We start from the raw sequence: 18,819 nt of genomic DNA on the forward strand, positions 1-18,819 counted from the left end.
CTATGCCAAAGTGCCCGACGCCCGGTCGGCGTACATCTTCGCGATCACCGCCTCGATGTCCGGCTCCCGTACCGACAGGTCCACCAGCGGATACTCCGCCGCGATCCGCGCGACCAGCGGAGCCGCCGACTCCGACGCCGGGAACGCCAGCCACTGGCGCGGGCCCTCCACCCGTACGACCCGCGCCGACGGCACCTCGATCGGCGGCAGTTCGCGCTCCAGGTCCACGACGAGGGTCCGCTCGCTGTCGCCCACCTCGTGCAGGCCGGTCAGCGGGCCGTCGTACATCAGCCGCCCGTGGTCGATGACCATGACCCGCGAGCACAGCTGCTCGATGTCCTGGAGGTCGTGCGTCGTCAGCAGGACCGTCGTGCCTCGTTCGGTGTTCAGGTCGCGGAGGAATTCACGGACCCTCGCCTTCGAGATCACGTCCAGGCCGATCGTCGGCTCGTCGAGGTACAGCACCTCGGGGTCGTGCAGCAGCGCCGCCGCGATGTCGCCCCGCATCCGTTGTCCCAGGGACAGTTGGCGGACGGGGACGTCCAACAGGTCTTCCAGTTCGAGGAGTTCGACGCAGCGGGCGAGGTTCTCCCTGTAACGCTCATCGGGAATCCTGTACATGCGGTGCATCAGGCGGTACGAGTCGATCAGTGGGAGGTCCCACCAGAGTGTTGTCCGCTGTCCGAACACCACACCGATCCGTCGTGCGAGGCGGGTGCGTTCCCGGGACGGGTCGATGCCCGCCACGCGCAGCCGGCCGGCGCTGGGGGTGAGGATGCCCGTCAGCATCTTGATGGTCGTGGACTTTCCGGCGCCGTTCGGGCCGATGTAGCCGACCATCTCCCCTCTCGCCACCCGGAACGAGATCGAGTCGACCGCCCGCACCTCCCGCCGTTCACTCCGCAGGAACCCGGTCCTCTTGCGCACGTCGAACACCTTCTCGACGTCGGCCAGCTCGATGAAAGACTCGAAGGACTCCACTGCCCTAGCTCCCCGTGCTCCGGTACGAACGAACTCCCGCCCGCCAGGCCAGCCCCGCGAGCGCGCAGCAGCCCGCCGCCACCAGCGGAGGCAGGAACGCCACCCACTCCGGCAGATCGAGCGGGTAGGGGCGGCCCAGCACGTACAGCGCGGGCAGCCAGTTGACGAAGGCCAGCGGGAGGACGAACGTCACCCCGCGCACCAGGTCCTGCGCGAAGAGGCCCGGCGGGTACTGCAACAGGGTGGCGCCGCCGTACGTGAACGCGTTCTGCACCTCGGAGGCGTCCCGCGCCACGAACTGGAAGGCCGCGCCCCCGACGAACACCGCGCAGAAGATCGCCCCGCCGCTGATCATCATCACCGGCACAAGCAGCACCTTGAGCGTCGTCCAGTGGACGTCGTCGAGGGTGAGCAGGGCATAGCCGAAAACCATCAGCCCCTGGGTGATCCGGCCCAGGCGGCGCAGCGCGAACCGGTCCGCGGCGACCTGCGCGAGCAACGGCGCCGGCCGGACGAGCAGCGTGTCCAGGGTGCCGTCGCGGACCCGGCGCCCGAGCCGGTCCATCGACCCGACGACGAGGTCGGCGATCCCGAACGCGATCGACGACAGCCCGTACAGGAACGCGATCTCGGGCAGCGAGTAGCCGCCGAGACTGTCGACCTGGGAGAACATCAGCACGATCGTCAGGAAGTCGAGGCCGGTCGCCGCGAAGTTGCCGAACGTGGTCATCGCGAAGGAGGCCCGGTAGGCCATCGTGGACCGGATCCACATCGCGGCGATCATCCGGTACGCCCGGACACTGTCGCGCACCCGGGCGGTACGGCTCAGCGGCCCGTCGTCCCAGTCGCCGTCGGCCCACCGGTCGCCCCGCACACCGGTCCTCACCGCGCCGGCGACACCCCCGTCACCCACCCTGAACCACCACCCGCCGAGTAGCCACCGCCTGCAGTACCCGTCCCGCCGCCAGCAGCGCCACCGCCCACCCCGCCTGGAAGGCGTACGTGCTCACCGCGTCCGCCTCCCCCAGCAGGATGTCGGCGGGCGCCTGGATCAGCGCCGCCCACGGCAGGGCCCGGATCACCTCGCCCAGCAGCCCCGGGATGACGTTCAGCGGAAGCACCATGCCCGAGCAGAAGACACCCGCGAGCCATGCCATCTGGATGATGCCCGCGCCGTCGAGGAGCCAGAACGCGGCCAGCGCCAGCAGGAACCGGAACGAGTAGCTGACCAGCATGCCGAGGCAGACCGCGACCAGGAACTCCAGCCAGGTCAGCGCGGACGACGGGAACGTCAGCTCGAAGGCCCACGCGCCGAACGCGACCGGGACCACACCCCGGCCGAGGAGGTGGAACAGGGCCCGTCCCATGTCCTGGGCCAGCCACCACAGCTGGAGGTCGGCGGGCCGGTAGAGGTCGATCGCGATGTCACCCGTACGGATACGCTCGATCAGCTCCTCCTCGAAGCCCGTACCCATCACGCACATCGTCATCAGCAGCGCCTGGCCCAGCCACACGAAGGTCAGGGCCTGGGACTGGTCGTACCCGCCGAGGTGCGGCCGCTCGTCCCACAGGGCGATGTAGGTATAGGCCAGGATCACGCCGAAGACGGTGTTGGTGAACACCCCCGCGAGCGTGGCCGCACGATAGGTGGCATACCGTCGGAAACCCCCCGCCGCGACGGCCGCGTACAACCGCCCAGAACCCACGACACCAGCCCTCTCCCCCGTACTCGGACCGAAACGCACGAGCCTAGTCCGCGCCCCGACCCGCCCGCCACACGTTTTCGGGCAGACGCGTGCCGAGGTCAGGGAACTGATCGAGCGGTGCGACAGTCTTCAAGAGGGGGCGTAAGAGACGTTTGAACGCGTGAGAGGTCGTACGGGAACGTACGACGCGAAACAGGAGTCCGTGCACGACATGAGCGACCAGCCAGAGCCGCAGCAGCCGACGCAGGGCTGGACACCGACAGAACCCGAAGTCGCGGACGACGGGACGCCCGAGAACGCCGGGAAGGCCGAGAAGGTCAAGAAGCCCAAGCGGCCCCGGCGCACCGGCTGGCGTCGGCTGGTCCCGACCTGGCGGTTCGTGCTCGGCACGTTCGTGCTGGGGATCCTGCTGGTCGTCGGCCTGTTCGCGTTCGGCTACTACGCGGTGCAGATCCCGGCGGCGAACGCGGCGGCCACCAAGCAGAGCAACGTCTACCTCTACGCCGACGGCAGCCAGCTCGCCCGCGACGGCGAGGTCAACCGGGAGAACGTGCCGCTGTCGCAGATCTCCAAGGACGCCCAGCACGCCGTACTGGCCGCCGAGGACCGCGACTTCTACACCGAGTCGGCGGTCGACCCGAAGGCGATGCTGCGCGCCGCCTGGAACACGGTGACCGGCAAGGGCAAGCAGTCCGGGTCGACGATCACCCAGCAGTACGTGAAGAACTACTACCTCGCGCAGGAGCAGACCGTCACCCGAAAGGTGAAGGAGTTCTTCATCTCGATCAAGCTGGACCAGGTGAAGTCCAAGGACGAGATCCTGGAGGGCTACCTCAACACCAGCTACGCCGGCCGCAACTCGTACGGCCTCCAGGCCGCCGCCCAGGCCTACTACGGCATCGACGCCATCGACCTGACGGCCGGCCAGGGCGCCTACCTCGCCGCGCTGCTGAACGCGCCGAGCGAGTACGACGTGATCGCCCACCCCGAGAACCGGCCGGCCGCGCTCGCGCGCTGGAACTACGTCCTCGACGGCATGGTCAAGAAGGGCTGGCTGACGGAGGCCGAGCGGAAGGCCACCACCTTCCCCGAGCCGAAGCAGTCGATCGTCTCGACCGGCATGTCCGGCCAGCGCGGCTATCTGGTCAAGGCGGTCGACGACTACCTCTTCGACAACAAGATCCTCACCGAGGACGAGCTCCAGGCCGGCGGCTACCGCATCACGACCACCCTGCAGAAGCCCAAGCAGGACGCCTTCGTGAAGGCGGTCAACGACCAGGTGATGAAGAAGCTCGACAAGAAGAACAACAAGGTCGACAACTACGTCCGCGCGGGCGGTGTCGCCATCGACCCGGCGACCGGCAAGGTCCTCGCGATGTACGGCGGCATCGACTACACCAAGCAGTACGTCAACAACGCGACCCGCCGTGACTACCAGGACGGCTCCACCTTCAAGCCGTTCGTGTTCACCTCCGCCGTCGAGAACGGCTCGGTCACGCAGGACGGCCAGACGATCACCCCGAACACGTACTACGACGGCACCAACGAGCGCCCGGTCCAGGGCTGGAGCGGCGACGAGTACGCCCCCGAGAACGAGGACCAGGTCTCGTACGGCAACATCACGGTCCGTACGGCGACGGACAAGTCCGTCAACTCGGTGTACGCGCAGCTGGCGGTGGACGTGGGCCCCGCGAAGGTCAAGCAGACGGCGATCGACCTGGGCCTCCCCTCCGACACGCCCGAGCTGAACCCGTACCCGTCCATCGCGCTCGGTACGTCGACGGCCAGCGTCCTCGACATGGCGGAGGCGTACGCCACGCTCGCGAACCACGGCAAGCACGGCACGTACACGATCATCGAGAAGATCACCAAGGACGGCGAGGCCGGTTCGGTCACCCTCCCGAAGCAGAAGACGAAGCAGGTGGTGTCGCGGGAGGCCGCCGACACGACCACCTCGATCCTGCAGAGCGTGGTGGAGAGCGGTACGGCGACGGCCGCGCTGGAGGCCGGCCGCCCGGCGGCGGGCAAGACCGGCACGGCCGAGGAGGACACGGCCGCCTGGTTCGCGGGCTACACCCCCGACCTGGCGACGGTCGTGTCAGTGATGGGCCAGGACCCGGTAACCGGCAAGCACAAGTCCCTCTACGGCGCGATGGGCCTCGACCGCATCAACGGCGGCGGCGCCCCCGCCGAGATCTGGGCCCAGTTCACCAAGGCCGCCCTGAAGGGCAAGAAGGCGAAGGAGTTCGACCTCCAGCTCCAGGAGGGCGCCGAGGAACAGCAGGCCCCGCCCGCCGACACCCGGCCCGACCCCGGCACGGACGCCGGCCAGGACAACGGCGGCACCACCGACGGCGGCCGGGAGACCCCGGGCGCGACGACCGGCGCGACCACCGGGGCCACCCCGACGACCGGCGGCACGACGACGGACGGGACCACCACCACGGGCGGCACGACGACGACCGGCGGGACGACGGACACCGGCGGGACCACCACGACCGGGGGTACGACGGACACGGGCGGCACGACGACGGATGGCGGTACGACGGACACCGGGGGCACGACGACCGACGGCGGGACCACCGACACCGGCGGCACGTCGGACACGGGCGGGAACACGGGAGGGACGACGGCGGGGCTGACGACGGGGGCGCTGACCACGTCGAGAAGAGACTGACGGGATCGACGGGATCGACGGGACCGGCGGGGCTGACGGGACCGAAGGCGGCCTCTGGTCAGTGACCGGAGGTCGCCTTGAGCCCGACGACGGCGACGAGCAGCAGACAGACGAAGAAGATCCGGGCGGCGGTGGCCGGCTCCCCCAGCACCACCATGCCGACGACCGCCGCCCCGGCCGCCCCGATCCCGACCCAGACGCCATAGGCGGTACCGATGGGCAGCGACCTGGCGGCGCAGGAGAGCAGATACATGCTGGCGACGATGCCGACGCCGGTGAGAAGGCTGGGAAGCGGACGGGTGAACCCGTCGGTGTACTTCATACCGACCGACCAGCCGATCTCCAGCAAACCGGCGACGACAAGCAGTACCCAGGCCATGACGGCCACCTCCGAGAGACGTACGGCGTACGGAACGGGGTGCGTCGTCTTTGCGTCGGGCCCGGTACGGCGCGTCTCGTCGGGGTCATTCCAAGCTAGCAAACGACAGGTAAAAAGGGCTGGTGACGATGGTCACCAGCCCCACATACGTACGGCGCTACCGCTGATCTACAGGCTGATCTACAGGTAGAGGCCGGTCGAGTCCTCGGAGCCCTCGAAGCGGTCGGCGGCGACGGCGTGCAGATCCCGCTCGCGCATCAGCACATAGGCGACGCCCCGCACCTCGACTTCCGCGAGATCCTCCGGGTCGTACAGGACGCGGTCGCCCGGCTCCACCGTCCGTACGTTCTGCCCGACCGCGACGACCTCCGCCCAGGCCAGCCGGCGCCCGACGGCCGCGGTGGCGGGAATCAGGATGCCGCCGCCGGAACGCCGCTCGCCCTCGCTGGTGTCCTGCCGCACGAGCACACGGTCGTGCAGCATCCGGATGGGCAGCTTGTCGTGATGGGTGCTCTGCTCATTGCTTTTGGCGCTCACACTCCGAACCTACCTGCCAAGTCAGCCCTTGCGCCGCCGGGTCCCGAGACCGAGCACCCCGACAAGCCCCACGACCACAAGGGCTACGGGCACGATCCGCTCGATCCGGGGCGCCCCGTCCGCGTCGACGAACCGCCCCTTGACGTCGCCGACGACGCGGTTGACGCCGACGTACGCACGCCCAAGGGTGTGATCGATGTGCGAGACGACCTTGGCCTTGGCATCGCCGACGATCGTCTTCGGGTGCACCCGCACCCCGATCTCGTCGAGCGTCTCGGCCAGCGTCTCGCGACGGCGCCTGATGTCCGCCTCGATCTGCACCGGGGTTCTGCTGTCCGAGGTGTCCGCCACCGTACGCCCTCCGAAGTCCGCTGCTGCGTTGATGCACTACTGCCCTGCTCCGGACAGTCTGTCAGCTCCACCCCGGACCGCCATGTCAGCACCCCCGGTTAGGCTCGGTCCCGCGCCCTTCGAGGACGCATGTGAACGCACAGCACAGGACGTACGAGGAGAGCAGACGGATGAGCGAGCGACTCCAGCCCGGGGATGTGGCCCCCGCCTTCACCCTGCCCGACGCCGACGGCAACGAGGTGTCGCTGGCCGACCACAAGGGCCGCAAGGTCATCGTCTACTTCTACCCGGCCGCCCTGACCCCCGGCTGCACCAAGCAGGCCTGCGACTTCACGGACAACCTCGACCTGCTGGCCGGCGCGGGCTACGACGTCATCGGCATCTCCCCCGACAAGCCGGAGAAGCTCGCCAAGTTCCGCGAGAAGGAGGACCTGAAGGTCACCCTCCTCGGCGACACGGACAAGACGGTCCTGGAGGCGTACGGCGCCTTCGGCGAAAAGATGAACTACGGCAAGACGTACGTGGGAGTCATCCGCTCCACGGTGATCGTGGACGAGGAGGGCAAGGTGGAACGGGCCCTGTACAACGTGCGGGCGACGGGGCACGTGGCGAAGATCATCAAGGATCTGGGGATCTGAGGTCCCGCTCCCCCTTCCCTTCACGGGCAGCCCGTGCCGGTTTGGTTCCGGCACGGGCTTTTTGCGTCTGCCCTCACCCTCAAGTCACCTTCAAGTCACCTTCACCAACCCTTGCTTCACCAGCTGACACAGATGGTCCACAGCCATAGGTTCAGACCAAGCACCTCGCGCCACACGCGCCGCTCACGAGTCGAACGCATCATCCGTCCCCCCACGGAAGGCTCTCCCCCACCTATGTCCAGACCTCTGTCCACGGTCGTCTCCCTCGCGGCGGCGGTCACCGTGGCCGCCGCCTCGCTGGTCGCCGCCGCCCCCGCACCGGCGGCAGCCGCGCTGCCCAGCGACTTCGCCACCGTCATGAACGCCGCCGGCGGCCGGTGTCTCGACGCCCGCTCGGCCGCCACGGCGAACGGCACCGCCGTACAGCAGTACTCCTGCAACAACTCCACCGCCCAGCAGTGGAGTTTCACCGACACCGGCGGCGGCTACGTCCGGATCAACAACCGCAACAACACCAGCCAGGTCGTGGATGTCACCGGCGTGTCCACGGCCGACAACGCGCCCATGCAGCTGTGGGCGTGGGGCGGCGGCACCAACCAGCAGTGGCTGCCGGTCCACGAGGGCGGCGGCGCCTACCACTTCGTCAACCGCAACAGCGGCAAGTGCCTGGACGACCCGGCCGCCTCGACCGCCGACAGCGTGCAGTTCGTGCAGTACACCTGCAACGGGTCGGCGGCCCAGCGCTTCCAGGTGACGCCCGTGGCCCAGTCGACGGCCAACCCCGACCTCGGCCCGAACGTGGTGATATTCGACCCGTCGATGTCGTCGGCGACGATCCAGAACCGGCTGAACGGCATCTTCTCGCAACAGGAGACGAACCAGTTCGGCTCCCAGCGCTACGCCGTACTGTTCAAGCCGGGCGCCTACAACGCGGACGTCAACGTCGGCTTCTACACCCAGGTCGCGGGGCTCGGTCTGTCCCCGGACGCGGTGACGGTCAACGGGGCGGTGCACGCGGAGGCCGACTGGTTCCAGGGCAACGCGACGCAGAACTTCTGGCGCGGCGCCGAGAACCTCTCGGTCAACCCGGCGGGCGGCAGCGACCGTTGGGCGGTCTCGCAGGCGGCGCCGTACCGGCGTATGCATCTGCGCGGCAACCTCGCCCTGGACGACGGCGGCTGGTCCAGCGGCGGGCTGCTCGCCGACAGCAAGATCGACGGGCAGGTCGACTCCGGCAGCCAGCAGCAGTGGCTGACCCGCAACTCCCAGCTCGGCAGCTGGACCGGCGCCAACTGGAACCAGGTCTTCGTCGGCAGCCAGGGCGTGCCGGGCACCAGCTTCCCCAACCCGCCCTACACGACGGTCGCGCAGAGCCCGGTCAGCCGGGAGAAGCCGTTCCTCCACGTCGACGAGAACGGCGCCTACCAGGTGTTCGTGCCGTCCGTGCGCACCAACTCCACGGCGACCGGCTGGGCGAACGGCTCCCCCACCGGCAACTCACTGTCCCTGAGCACCTTCTACGTCGTGAAACCGGGCGCCACCGCCTCCGACATCAACACGGCACTGGCAGCCGGCAAGAACCTCCTGGTCACCCCGGGCGTGTACCACCTGAACCAGACGCTCCAGGTGAACCGCGCCGACACGGTCGTCCTGGGTCTCGGCCTGGCCACGTTCATCCCGGACAACGGCATCACCGCGATGAAGGTGGCCGACGTCGACGGCGTGAAGATCGCGGGTGTGCTCTTCGACGCCGGGACCACCAACTCGCCCTCCCTGCTGGAGGTCGGCCCGGCCGGCTCCGCCGCCTCCCACGCGGCCGACCCGAGTTCCCTGCACGACGTGTACTTCCGCGTCGGCGGCGCCGCCGTCGGCAGGGCGACCACGAGCCTCGTCGTCAACAGCGACAACGTCATCGGCGACCACACCTGGATCTGGCGCGCCGACCACGGCGACGGCGTCGGCTGGAACACGAACACCGCGGACACCGGCCTGATCGTCAACGGTGACGACGTGACGATGTACGGCCTGTTCGTCGAGCACTACCAGAAGTACCAGACCATCTGGAACGGCAACGGCGGCCGGACGTTCTTCTACCAGAACGAGATGCCGTACGACCCGCCGAACCAGGCGGCCTGGATGAACGGCTCCACGCTGGGCTACGCCGCCTACAAGGTCGCCGACTCGGTCACCAGCCACCAGGCCTACGGCCTGGGCAGCTACTGCTTCTTCAACGTCAACCCGGGCGTGGCCGCCGAGCGCGCCATCGAGGCCCCGAACCGCTCGGGCGTGCGCTTCCAGAGCATGGTGACGGTCTCCCTGGGCGGCGTCGGCACCATCTGGCACATCGCCAACGGCACGGGCGGTTCCTCCACCCCGTCCAGCAACGTGGCCAACCTGACCAACTACCCGTAGCCCAACGCCTGTCGGCCGCCCCTTGTCCGAGGGGCGGCCGTTCCGACATACCGAGGTGTTCCGCCGCCCTTGAGGCTCCCTCTGCATTTTCGGGCGTGACTGTCCGATAAGCGGTTCGTTACTCCGTACGAGGCCGCGAACATGCGGCCGGTTTCGGAGGGGGAACGTGGCAGTTCGATACACCCGCGAGTTGCTGGAAGAGGCCGCCCGCGGAACGACTCACATCGATGACGCTGTCCGATGGTGCGGGGGCAACCCCACGCCCGGCAGCAGGCGCTATCTGCACCAGAAGATGGCGGAAGCAGATATCGACATCTCGCATTTCACGACGAACCGGATTCGACATACCGAAGAACGGCTGCGGGCCGCCGTAGCGGCATCGACCAGCATCAAGGGCGTCGTACGACACCTCGGGATCAATCAGGTCGGCGGTAACCAGACCCACATCAGCCGCCGTATCGCCACACTCGGAATCGACACGAGCCACTTCGGAGCGGCACAACGAAAGCGCCCCAAAGGCTCACTCGGGGGCCCTCTCTGTCTCCGCTCCGCCAAGGACGGAAGAGTGCCTGGCGACCGCCTGCGCCGCGCACTGCTCCAAGTTGGAGTCGAGGAGCGCTGCACGATGTGCGGCACCGGGCCGGAACGGAACGGTCGGCCGCTCCGCCTTGAGGTAGACCACATCAACGGTGACTGGTGGGACAACCGCCAGGAGAACCTCCAGCTGCTCTGCCCCAACTGCCATTCGGTGACGGACACTTACCGGGGGCGCAAGCGGAGGGCTCAGGGATGAGTACTACGAAGTACACGCTCGACCTGCTGGCCCGTACCGCAGCTGCTTCCACAAGCCTGACCGACCTGATGCGCAGACTGAACGCTCCGATGGGCAGCGCACCACGCAGCTATCTACTCAAGCGGCTTGAGCACTACGGGATAGACACCTCGCATTTCATCAACGAGCCGATGCCCGGGCGAGAGCGGCGAAGCTACTCGAAAGAGGTTCTGCAGGAGGCGGCGGCCCAGTCGTCCAGCATCCGAGAGATGCTGGAGTACATGGGCTTTGATCCACGCGACAGCCCGTACGGTCACATTCGCAAGAAGCTCGACCAATTCGGGATCGACACCTCCCACTTCAACAGCGGGCGCAGATACGGTCCGGGAATCCTGCGGCGCGACCAGGTCGCACCCGCCGTCGCTGCCTCTCGGAGTATCGCGGGTGTCCTGAAGCTGCTCGGCATCGTCGACAACGGGGCGGGACGCTCACGCGTCAAACGGAGCTTGGAAGCTCACAACCTGTCGATCGGCCACTTCGTCGGCCAGGGTCACAGTCAGGGTGTTCCGAGTAAGAACCGCAAGTCCGCAGCCCAGATCCTGGTGCGGCTGGAGCCGGGCTGTTCCCGCACCAAGACCGTGCAGCTGAGACGAGCACTCGATGACCTGGACGTCCCCCACACCTGCGAAACCTGCGGTGTTGGGGACGTCTGGCAGGGCAAACGACTCGTGCTGGAGATCGACCACGTCAACGGAGACCGGCTGGACAACCGGCAGGAGAACCTGCGATACCTGTGCCCGTCCTGCCATAGCCAGACGAAAACCTTCGCGAATCGATCTCACCGTCTGCCCTCACCGCGACGCACAGTAGAGTAGGCGGCGTTGCGGGCCCGTACCCCAGCTGGCCAAGAGGGCGCCGGTTTAGGTCCGGTGTGTCGTGGGTTCGAGTCCCACCGGGCCCACAGGGAAATTCAGCCCCGCACCTTCGATTCATAGGTGCGGGGCCTTCTCGTGAAGTCAGCCCAACAACTCCCGAACCACCGCCACCAACCCCCGAAACGCCTGCCCCCGATGGCTGATCGCGTTCTTCTCCGCGGCCGTCAGCTGGGCGCACGTCCGGGTGTCGCCCTCCGGCTGGAGGATGGGGTCGTAGCCGAAGCCGCCCGTGCCCTCCGGGGTATGGCGGAGGACGCCCCTCAGGCGGCCCTCGACCACCCGTTCCGTGCCGTCCGGCAGGGCCAGGGCCGCCGCGCACGCGAAGTGGGCGCCCCTGTGTTCGTCCGCGATGTCCGACAGCTGGGCGAGCAGTAGTTCCAGGTTCGCTCGATCATCCCCATGCCGTCCCGACCAGCGGGCCGAGAAAATGCCCGGGGCGCCGTTCAGGACGTCCACGCACAGGCCCGAGTCGTCGGCCACCGCCGGGAGGCCTGTTGCCTGGGCCAGGGCGTGGGCCTTGAGCAGGGCGTTCTCCGCGAACGTGATGCCCGTTTCTTTGACGTCGGGGATCTCCGGGTAGGCCTCCGCGCCGACCAGGTCCATGGGGAGGGCCGCGTCGGCGAGGATCTGCCTCAGCTCGGTGATCTTTCCGGCGTTACGGGTGGCGAGGATCAGGCGTGTCATGGCGTCCAGTATCCCGGGCTCCACCCTCGCCACTCATTCCGTTTACGACGTGCAGACCTTTGTCAGCTCTCCCGCCGCGTCCGTCACACCGCTGATGTCCGGGGTCTCGTCGCCGTTCTTGATGGCCGTCTGGACGTTGTTCACAGCCTTGTTGAGGTCGTCGACCGCCTTGTTGACGTCGGCGTTGTCCGTCTTGTCGCCGATGTCGCTGAGGTTCTTGTCGATCGAGTCCAGCGCCTCGGACGCCTGCGTCGGGTCGTTCGCCGCGTTCTCCACCGCCTGCTGGAGGTCGGAGACGCTGGTGGCGATGGCGTCGGCGGTCTGGACGCAGTCCAGGGCCTTGTTGACGGCGTCGCATCCGGTGGTGAGCCCGGCGGTCAGCGCCACGGCTGCCACCGTGGCGGCAATGGCGGTGGCACGGCGCCCCCGTCCAAGTCCAAGTCCTCGTCCGAGTCCTCGGGCGTTTCGGATTCGGCGGCTCACGGGCATCGTTGGGGTTCCCTCCGTTGGCTTGTCGGGCGTACGGCGGCATGCCGTACGCCCACGTTCCTGCGTATCGCTGCGTGCCTCTGGAGACGCGCTGGATCAGGTGTGCGGTTGCCCGCTGCCGCCACCCTATTTGGTGTTCCCTTTACCTTTCCAGGGCCTCGTCCAGTGCCTTGCGCTGGAGTGTCGCCAGGTCCGAGCAGCCGGCGACCGCGAGGTCGAGGAGGGAGTTCAACTCCTCGCGGGCGAAGGGCTCCGCCTCCGCCGTGCCCTGGACCTCCACGAAGCGGCCGTCGCCGGTGCAGACGACGTTCATGTCCGTCTCCGCGCGTACGTCCTCCTCGTAGCAGAGGTCGAGGAGGGGGACTCCGTCCACGATGCCAACCGACACCGCGCTCACCGTGCCGGTGAGGGGCTGGCGGTTGGCCCGGATCAGCTTCTTGCCCTGTGCCCAGGCGACGGCGTCGGCCAGGGCGACGTACGCGCCGGTGATGGCCGCCGTACGCGTGCCGCCGTCGGCCTGGAGGACGTCGCAGTCGAGGACGATCGTGTTCTCGCCGAGCGCCTTGTAGTCGATCACCGCGCGCAGGGAGCGGCCGATCAGACGGCTGATCTCGTGCGTACGGCCGCCGATCTTGCCGCGGACCGACTCGCGGTCACCGCGGGTGTTCGTGGCGCGCGGGAGCATCGAGTACTCGGCGGTGACCCAGCCCTCGCCGCTGCCCTTGCGCCAGCGCGGGACGCCCTCGGTGACGGAGGCGGTGCAGAAGACCTTCGTGTCGCCGAAGGAGACGAGGACAGAGCCCTCGGCGTGCTTGCTCCACCCGCGTTCGATGGTGACGGGGCGAAGCTGTTCGGGGGTGCGGCCGTCGATACGTGACATGGCGACGAGCCTATCCGCAACGGCGGAGGGGCCCTTCCCGTCAGCGGGAAGGGCCCCTCAGGGGTGAACATCCGTACCAGGTACGGGGGTTCGGGAGTTCGAAGGTTCGGGGGGACGGGGGTGCGGGCCCGGGAACTACATCATGTCCTCGATGTCCGCCGCGATCGGGTCGGCGTCCGTGCCGATGACGACCTGGATCGCGGTGCCCATCTTGACGACGCCGTGGGCGCCGGCGGCCTTCAGGGCCGCGTCGTCGACCAGCGCGGGGTCGGCGACCTCGCAGCGGAGGCGGGTGATACAGCCCTCGACCTCTTCGATGTTGTCGATGCCGCCGAGTCCGGCAACGATCTTCTCAGCCTTGGTGGACATGTCCTTCTCCCTGGTCCGAGCCGCTTTGTCGCAGTAACCCACAGTTGACCGATCTTCGCGAACGATCCACGCCTCCGCGCGTCATTCGTCGACTGGTCTACACCAGTAAGCCCTTGTTGTGAAATCGAGGGTTCCTTATGCGGCCTTAACCGTGCTACAACGTGGTCTACACCACTGACTGGTGTAGACCATGTTCCCCGTTGGAGGAAGTATGAGCACCGCCACCACCGCGGCGGTCCCCGCGAAGAAGAGGGGATCCGGCCTGTTCCAGGGCCTGCAGAAGGTCGGCCGCAGTCTGCAGCTCCCGATCGCCGTGCTTCCGGCGGCGGGCATCCTGCTCCGCCTCGGCCAGCAGGACGTGCACGACAAGTTGAACCTGCCGGACAAGGTGACGGCGGTGTTCGCCACCGCAGGTGGCGCCATCTTCGACAACCTGCCGATGCTGTTCTGTATCGGTGTGGCGATCGGCTTCGCCAAGAAGTCGGACGGCTCCACCGCACTCGCCGCCCTCGTCGGCTACCTGGTCTACAGCAACGTCCTCAAGGCGTTCCCGGTCAGCGAGGCCAAGGTCCAGGCGGGCGCCGACATAGCCGCCACCTACAACAACCCGGGTGTCCTCGGCGGCATCGTGATGGGTCTGCTGTCCGCCGTACTGTGGCAGCGCTACCACCGCAAGAAGCTCGTCGACTGGCTCGGCTTCTTCAACGGCCGCCGTCTGGTGCCGATCATCATGGCCTTCGTCGGCACCGCGATGGGCGTCTTCTTCGGCCTCGTCTGGGAGCCGATCGGTGAGGGCATCTCCGACTTCGGCGAGTGGATCACGGGTCTCGGCTCCCTCGGCGCCGGTCTGTTCGGCCTGATCAACCGCGCGCTGATCCCGGTCGGCATGCACCAGTTCGTGAACACCGTCTCCTGGTTCCAGATCGGCGACTTCACCGACGCGACCGGCGCCGTCGTCCACGGTGACCTCAACCGGTTCTTCGCCGGCGACCCGACCGCCGGTCAGTTCATGTCGGGCTTCTTCCCGATCATGATGTTCGGTCTGCCCGCCGCCGCGATCGCCATCGCGCACTCCGCCCGCCCCGAGCGCCGCAAGGCCGTGATGGGCATGATGATCTCGCTCGCGCTGACGTCCTTCGTGACGGGTGTGACCGAGCCCATCGAGTTCTCGTTCATGTTCATCGCCCCGCTGCTGTACGTGATCCACGCGGTCCTGACCGCCCTGTCCATGGCGGTCACCTGGGCCCTCGGCGTCCACGCGGGCTTCACCTTCTCCGCGGGCTTCATCGACTACGCCCTGAACTGGAACCTCGCCACCAAGCCCTGGCTGATCATCCCGATCGGTCTCGTCTTCGGCGCGATCTACTACTTCCTCTTCCGCTTCGCGATCACCAGGTTCGACCTCCCGACCCCGGGCCGCGAGCCCGCGGAGGAGATCGAGGACCTCACCAAGGCATAGCCCCACAGGGACACGACATGTACGAGGGCCCCGGAACCGACACGGTTCCGGGGCCCTCGTGCACGTACACGCACAACAAGAGATCAGATCTCGTACGACGCCCTCGGCATCGCCAGTTCCACCGGCCCTCTGAACACCTCGCGCGCGTCGGCCAGGTTGACCTGCGGGTCGGTCCACGGGGGAATGTGGGTCAGCACGAGCTTGCGCGCTCCCGCGCGGTTCGCCGACTCACCCGCCTCGCGGCCGTTGAGGTGCAGGTCGGGGATGTTCTCCTTGCCGTGCGTGAACGCTGCCTCGCAGAGGAACAGGTCGGTGTCCTGGGCGAGTTGGTCCAGCGCGTCGCTGACGCCGGTGTCCCCGGAGTAGGTGAGGGACTTCCCGGCGTGTTCGACCCTGATGCCGTACGCCTCCACGGGGTGGCGGACCCGCTCGGTGTGGACGGTGAAGGGGCCGATGTCGAACGTGCTCGGCTTGACCGTGTGGAAGTCGAAGACCTCGCTCATCGAGGAGGCGGTCGGGGTGTCGGCGTACGCCGTGGTCAGGCGGTGTTCGGTGCCCTCGGGGCCGTAGACCGGGATCGGGTCGCAGCGGCCGCCGTCGTGGCGGTAGTACCGTGCGACAAAATACGCGCACATGTCGATGCAGTGGTCGGCGTGCAGATGGCTGAGAAAGATGGCGTCGAGGTCGTAAAGACCAACGTGGCGCTGCAACTCTCCAAGGGCACCGTTGCCCATGTCGAGAAGCAGCCGGAAGCCGTCGGCCTCTACGAGGTAGCTCGAACAGGCCGATTCCGCGGACGGGAACGACCCCGAGCAGCCGACGACGGTGAGCTTCATAAAGCAGAAACCTCCGCTGGCGGGGAGCATCAAAACAAACGTGACGGGGTTCTTGCGGTCCGTCGAGCGTAAGGCGCAAAACCTCCCGTCGCTCCTCCGCCAAGGGCTGTTGTGGGCGAACTCACCTGTGCTGTCACCGGTTCGGCTGGACCTGGAGTGGCGGTAGCGCGGGCGGGTCGGGGGGTGCGCCGGTACCGTCGTCCGTATGGACACGTCATGGTGGCTCGCCCTGGCGGCCGTCGTGCTGCTCGCGCTGGTCGCGGCGCTGGTGGACGGCTGGGGGCGCGGGCACCGGCCCCGCAGCCGCGGGGGCAGGCCGCCGGGCCGGGCAGAGGCGCCGGAGCGGCAGCGGGGGCGGTCCGCACGGCCCCGGCCTGCGGAGATCTGGTGGGCGAACGTGCCCTTCGAGGACGGCCCCGGGGGCAAGGACCGGCCGTGTCTGGTGCTCGCGGTGCACGGGCGGCGCGCGACCGTCGCGAAGATCACCAGCAAGTATCACGACGAGCGGCCCGGGGTGATCCCGATGCCGCCGGGTGCGGTGGGCGACGCCCAGGGCCGGCCGAGCTTCCTGGAGACGGACGAGCTGCGTGACCTGCCGGTGTGGGAGTTCCGGCGGCGGGTGGGGGTGGTGGACCCGGCCCTGTGGGACCAGGTCCGACACCTCGCCACGTGAACCACGAAATTCCGATTTTTCGGCCGGTTAGAGCCTTACGCCCAGAGCTGGCCCTGCAGGGTCTCGATGGCTTCCTCTGTCGTGGCCGCCGTGTAGACGCCTGTCGAGAGGTATTTCCAGCCACCGTCGGCGACCACGAAGACGATGTCCGCGCTCTCGCCCGCCTTGACGGCCTTGTTGCCGACGCCGATCGCGGCGTGCAGCGCGGCGCCGGTGGAGACGCCCGCGAAGATGCCCTCCTGCTGGAGGAGTTCACGGGTACGGGTGACCGCGTCCGCCGAGCCGACGGAGAAGCGGGTCGTCAGTACGGAGGCGTCGTACAGCTCCGGTACGAAGCCCTCGTCGAGGTTGCGCAGGCCGTACACCAGGTCGTCGTAGCGCGGCTCGGCGGCGACGATCTTCACGTCCGGCTTGTGCTCGCGGAGGTAGCGGCCGACGCCCATCAACGTCCCCGTGGTGCCGAGGCCGGCCACGAAGTGGGTGATGGAGGGGAGGTCGGTGAGGATCTCCGGGCCGGTGCCGGCGTAGTGGGCGCCCGCGTTGTCGGGGTTGCCGTACTGGTAGAGCATCACCCAGTCCGGGTGCTCGGCGGCCAGTTCCTTGGCGACGCGTACGGCGGTGTTGGAGCCGCCTGCCGCCGGGCTCGGGATGATCTCGGCGCCCCACATGGCGAGCAGCTCGCGGCGTTCCTGCGAGGTGTTCTCGGGCATCACGCAGACCATGCGGTAGCCCTTGAGCTTCGCCGCCATGGCGAGCGAGATGCCGGTGTTGCCGGAGGTGGGCTCCAGGATCGTGCAGCCGGGGGTGAGCCGGCCGTCCTTCTCGGCCTGCTCGACCATGTGCAGGGCGGGGCGGTCCTTGACCGAGCCGGTGGGGTTGCGGTCCTCCAGCTTCGCCCAGATCCGTACGTCGGTGGACGGCGACAGCCGCGGCAGGCGCACCAGGGGGGTGTTGCCTACCGCGGCCAGCGGCGAGTCGTAGCGCATGGGTGCCAGGGGCCTGTCAGGCCATGCCGCCGGCCACGGCCGGCAGGATCGTCACGGTGTCGCCGTCGGCGAGCTTGGTGTTGATGCCGTCCAGGAAGCGGACGTCCTCGTCGTTGAGGTAGACGTTGACGAAGCGGCGCAGCTTGCCGTCGTCCACGATGCGGGCCTGGACTCCCGCGTGCCGGGTCTCGAGGTCGGCGAACAGCTCGGCGAGGGTCTCCCCGGCACCGGGGACGGCCTTCTCGCCGTCGGTGTAGGTGCGGAGGATGGTCGGGATGCGGACCTCGATGGCCATGGCTCGGGGCTCCTGTCGGGAGTGGTAGGTCGATGGGCGCGCGGCGGCGCGAAAAGCATTCTTCAGCGGGTCATGCGTGTGTGAGGCGCCGCGGCTCACGGCCGTACGGCGGCAGGGGCCGGCGTCAACAGATGGCGCTGGCCAGCCTGCACAGGTCGACGTGCAGACGCGCCACGAGCAGCGGGGCGCTCGGCGTCTTCTCGCTCACGTCGTAGGGAACCATGGGCTCATCGTATCGATTCCCGGTCCGGATCCCGGAGGGTCGTCCCGCATTCTGGACATTTTCGGGCCGTCAGGTGAGATCAGTACGTTTCTACGACGCTGACCTCTTCCTCGGTGACGACGCCTTCGAGGATCCGGAAGGAGCGGAACTGGAAGTCGCCGCCGCCGTCCGTGTCGCGGGTCGAGACGAGGACGTAGTGGGCCTGGGGTTCGTGGGCGTAGGAGATGTCGGTGCGGGACGGGTAGGCCTCGGTCATGGTGTGGGAGTGGTAGACGATCACCGCCTCCTCGTCGCGGTCCCACATCTCGTCGTGCACCTTCTTGTGCTCGCCGCTGTCGAACTCGTAGAAAGTCGGCGACCCGGCCGCGTTCAGCATAGGGATGAAGCGCTCGGGGCGGTCCGAGCCCTCGGGGCCCGCGACGATGCCGCATGCCTCGTCGGGGTGGTCCTTGCGGGCGTGGGCGACGATCTGGTCGACGAGGGCCTGGGTGATGGTCAGCATGTTCGTCAGGATAAGCAACCTGTACGAACGGAAGG

The 18,819-nt window shown here is 68.1% G+C and carries 22 protein-coding genes, 1 tRNA gene and 1 riboswitch; of the genes, 8 read left to right on the plus strand and 15 right to left on the minus strand.

Features of this window, described 5'->3' with window-relative positions; all coding sequences use genetic code 11:
- From ACFYXF_RS42720 to ACFYXF_RS42730, 3 genes are read right to left on the minus strand one after another with little or no spacing between them, the layout of a single operon-like run.
- Positions 1–981, minus strand: a complete 981-nt coding sequence (locus tag ACFYXF_RS42720) for an ATP-binding cassette domain-containing protein (RefSeq protein WP_389358034.1) — start codon at positions 979–981, stop codon at positions 1–3.
- Positions 982–985: 4 nt separating this feature from the next.
- On the minus strand, positions 986–1,855 hold the full coding sequence (locus tag ACFYXF_RS42725; RefSeq protein WP_389358284.1) for an ABC transporter permease: 870 nt from the start codon (positions 1,853–1,855) through the stop codon (positions 986–988).
- A 31-nt stretch (positions 1,856–1,886) separates the two neighbouring features.
- Complete coding sequence (locus ACFYXF_RS42730) at positions 1,887–2,687, minus strand: ABC transporter permease (protein ID WP_389358036.1); 801 nt, start codon at positions 2,685–2,687, stop codon at positions 1,887–1,889.
- Between the two features lie 211 nt (positions 2,688–2,898).
- On the opposite strand from ACFYXF_RS42730, the gene ACFYXF_RS42735 reads away from it, so the two are divergent.
- Positions 2,899–5,364, plus strand: a complete 2,466-nt coding sequence (locus ACFYXF_RS42735) for a transglycosylase domain-containing protein (RefSeq protein ID WP_389358039.1) — start codon at positions 2,899–2,901, stop codon at positions 5,362–5,364.
- 58 nt (positions 5,365–5,422) lie between these two features.
- On the opposite strand, the gene ACFYXF_RS42740 is transcribed toward ACFYXF_RS42735, so the two are convergent.
- From ACFYXF_RS42740 to ACFYXF_RS42750, 3 genes are all read right to left on the minus strand, one after another.
- Positions 5,423–5,743, minus strand: coding sequence for a DMT family transporter (locus tag ACFYXF_RS42740; RefSeq protein WP_389358041.1), 321 nt, complete (start codon positions 5,741–5,743; stop codon positions 5,423–5,425).
- A gap of 38 nt (positions 5,744–5,781) precedes the next feature.
- A riboswitch (guanidine-III (ykkC-III) riboswitch) is annotated at positions 5,782–5,853 on the minus strand.
- A 70-nt stretch (positions 5,854–5,923) separates the two neighbouring features.
- Positions 5,924–6,280: a co-chaperone GroES gene (locus ACFYXF_RS42745; protein ID WP_369033459.1), complete on the minus strand. Its 357-nt coding sequence runs from the start codon at positions 6,278–6,280 to the stop codon at positions 5,924–5,926.
- A gap of 21 nt (positions 6,281–6,301) precedes the next feature.
- Positions 6,302–6,631 carry a DUF3618 domain-containing protein gene (locus ACFYXF_RS42750; protein ID WP_389358043.1) on the minus strand — a complete coding sequence of 110 codons (330 nt, stop codon included), beginning with the start codon at positions 6,629–6,631 and terminating at the stop codon, positions 6,302–6,304.
- Between the two features lie 170 nt (positions 6,632–6,801).
- Here ACFYXF_RS42750 and bcp point away from each other — a divergent pair, with 170 nt between their 5' ends.
- From bcp to ACFYXF_RS42775, 5 genes are all read left to right on the plus strand, one after another.
- Positions 6,802–7,269 (plus strand): thioredoxin-dependent thiol peroxidase, encoded by a 468-nt coding sequence (bcp, locus tag ACFYXF_RS42755; RefSeq protein WP_389358045.1) that lies wholly within the window; start codon positions 6,802–6,804, stop codon positions 7,267–7,269.
- Between the two features lie 234 nt (positions 7,270–7,503).
- Entirely contained in the window at positions 7,504–9,681 is a 2,178-nt protein-coding gene (locus ACFYXF_RS42760; RefSeq protein WP_389358047.1) for an RICIN domain-containing protein, read from the plus strand.
- 166 nt (positions 9,682–9,847) lie between these two features.
- Entirely contained in the window at positions 9,848–10,474 is a 627-nt protein-coding gene (locus ACFYXF_RS42765) for an HNH endonuclease signature motif containing protein (protein WP_389358049.1), read from the plus strand.
- Entirely contained in the window at positions 10,471–11,328 is an 858-nt protein-coding gene (locus tag ACFYXF_RS42770; protein WP_389358051.1) for an HNH endonuclease, read from the plus strand. The genes ACFYXF_RS42765 and ACFYXF_RS42770 overlap by 4 nt, the downstream gene beginning before the upstream one ends.
- A 10-nt stretch (positions 11,329–11,338) precedes the next feature.
- A tRNA-Leu gene (locus tag ACFYXF_RS42775) sits at positions 11,339–11,414 on the plus strand.
- Positions 11,415–11,469: 55 nt separating this feature from the next.
- Here the strand turns inward: ACFYXF_RS42775 and rdgB are convergent.
- From rdgB to ACFYXF_RS42795, 4 genes are all read right to left on the minus strand, one after another.
- Positions 11,470–12,072 (minus strand): RdgB/HAM1 family non-canonical purine NTP pyrophosphatase, encoded by a 603-nt coding sequence (gene rdgB, locus ACFYXF_RS42780; protein WP_389358053.1) that lies wholly within the window; start codon positions 12,070–12,072, stop codon positions 11,470–11,472.
- Positions 12,073–12,114: 42 nt separating this feature from the next.
- Positions 12,115–12,561, minus strand: a complete 447-nt coding sequence (locus tag ACFYXF_RS42785) for a hypothetical protein (protein WP_389358055.1) — start codon at positions 12,559–12,561, stop codon at positions 12,115–12,117.
- 142 nt (positions 12,562–12,703) lie between these two features.
- Positions 12,704–13,441 (minus strand): ribonuclease PH, encoded by a 738-nt coding sequence (rph, locus tag ACFYXF_RS42790; protein WP_389358057.1) that lies wholly within the window; start codon positions 13,439–13,441, stop codon positions 12,704–12,706.
- A gap of 135 nt (positions 13,442–13,576) precedes the next feature.
- On the minus strand, positions 13,577–13,852 hold the full coding sequence (locus ACFYXF_RS42795; protein ID WP_389358059.1) for a glucose PTS transporter subunit EIIB: 276 nt from the start codon (positions 13,850–13,852) through the stop codon (positions 13,577–13,579).
- Between the two features lie 169 nt (positions 13,853–14,021).
- Between ACFYXF_RS42795 and ACFYXF_RS42800 the strand changes: the two genes are divergently transcribed.
- Complete coding sequence (locus ACFYXF_RS42800) at positions 14,022–15,269, plus strand: PTS transporter subunit EIIC (RefSeq protein WP_389358061.1); 1,248 nt, start codon at positions 14,022–14,024, stop codon at positions 15,267–15,269.
- A gap of 83 nt (positions 15,270–15,352) precedes the next feature.
- Here the strand turns inward: ACFYXF_RS42800 and ACFYXF_RS42805 are convergent, their stop codons facing one another.
- On the minus strand, positions 15,353–16,105 hold the full coding sequence (locus tag ACFYXF_RS42805) for an MBL fold metallo-hydrolase (RefSeq protein ID WP_389358063.1): 753 nt from the start codon (positions 16,103–16,105) through the stop codon (positions 15,353–15,355).
- A gap of 205 nt (positions 16,106–16,310) precedes the next feature.
- Here ACFYXF_RS42805 and ACFYXF_RS42810 point away from each other — a divergent pair, with 205 nt between their 5' ends.
- Positions 16,311–16,778: a type II toxin-antitoxin system PemK/MazF family toxin gene (locus tag ACFYXF_RS42810; protein ID WP_389358065.1), complete on the plus strand. Its 468-nt coding sequence runs from the start codon at positions 16,311–16,313 to the stop codon at positions 16,776–16,778.
- Positions 16,779–16,813: 35 nt separating this feature from the next.
- On the opposite strand, the gene ACFYXF_RS42815 is transcribed toward ACFYXF_RS42810, so the two are convergent.
- The 4 genes from ACFYXF_RS42815 to ACFYXF_RS42830 form a co-directional block, all read right to left on the minus strand.
- Positions 16,814–17,764, minus strand: coding sequence for a cysteine synthase (locus ACFYXF_RS42815; protein ID WP_330290649.1), 951 nt, complete (start codon positions 17,762–17,764; stop codon positions 16,814–16,816).
- 16 nt (positions 17,765–17,780) lie between these two features.
- On the minus strand, positions 17,781–18,059 hold the full coding sequence (locus ACFYXF_RS42820) for a MoaD/ThiS family protein (RefSeq protein ID WP_235478314.1): 279 nt from the start codon (positions 18,057–18,059) through the stop codon (positions 17,781–17,783).
- 124 nt (positions 18,060–18,183) lie between these two features.
- Complete coding sequence (locus ACFYXF_RS42825) at positions 18,184–18,282, minus strand: putative leader peptide (protein ID WP_343239847.1); 99 nt, start codon at positions 18,280–18,282, stop codon at positions 18,184–18,186.
- Between the two features lie 79 nt (positions 18,283–18,361).
- Positions 18,362–18,784 carry a Mov34/MPN/PAD-1 family protein gene (locus ACFYXF_RS42830; protein ID WP_389358069.1) on the minus strand — a complete coding sequence of 141 codons (423 nt, stop codon included), beginning with the start codon at positions 18,782–18,784 and terminating at the stop codon, positions 18,362–18,364.
- Positions 18,785–18,819 lie beyond the last annotated feature (35 nt).

Source organism: Streptomyces sp. NPDC002680 (genome assembly GCF_042889145.1).
Classification (GTDB): domain Bacteria; phylum Actinomycetota; class Actinomycetes; order Streptomycetales; family Streptomycetaceae; genus Streptomyces; species Streptomyces adonidis.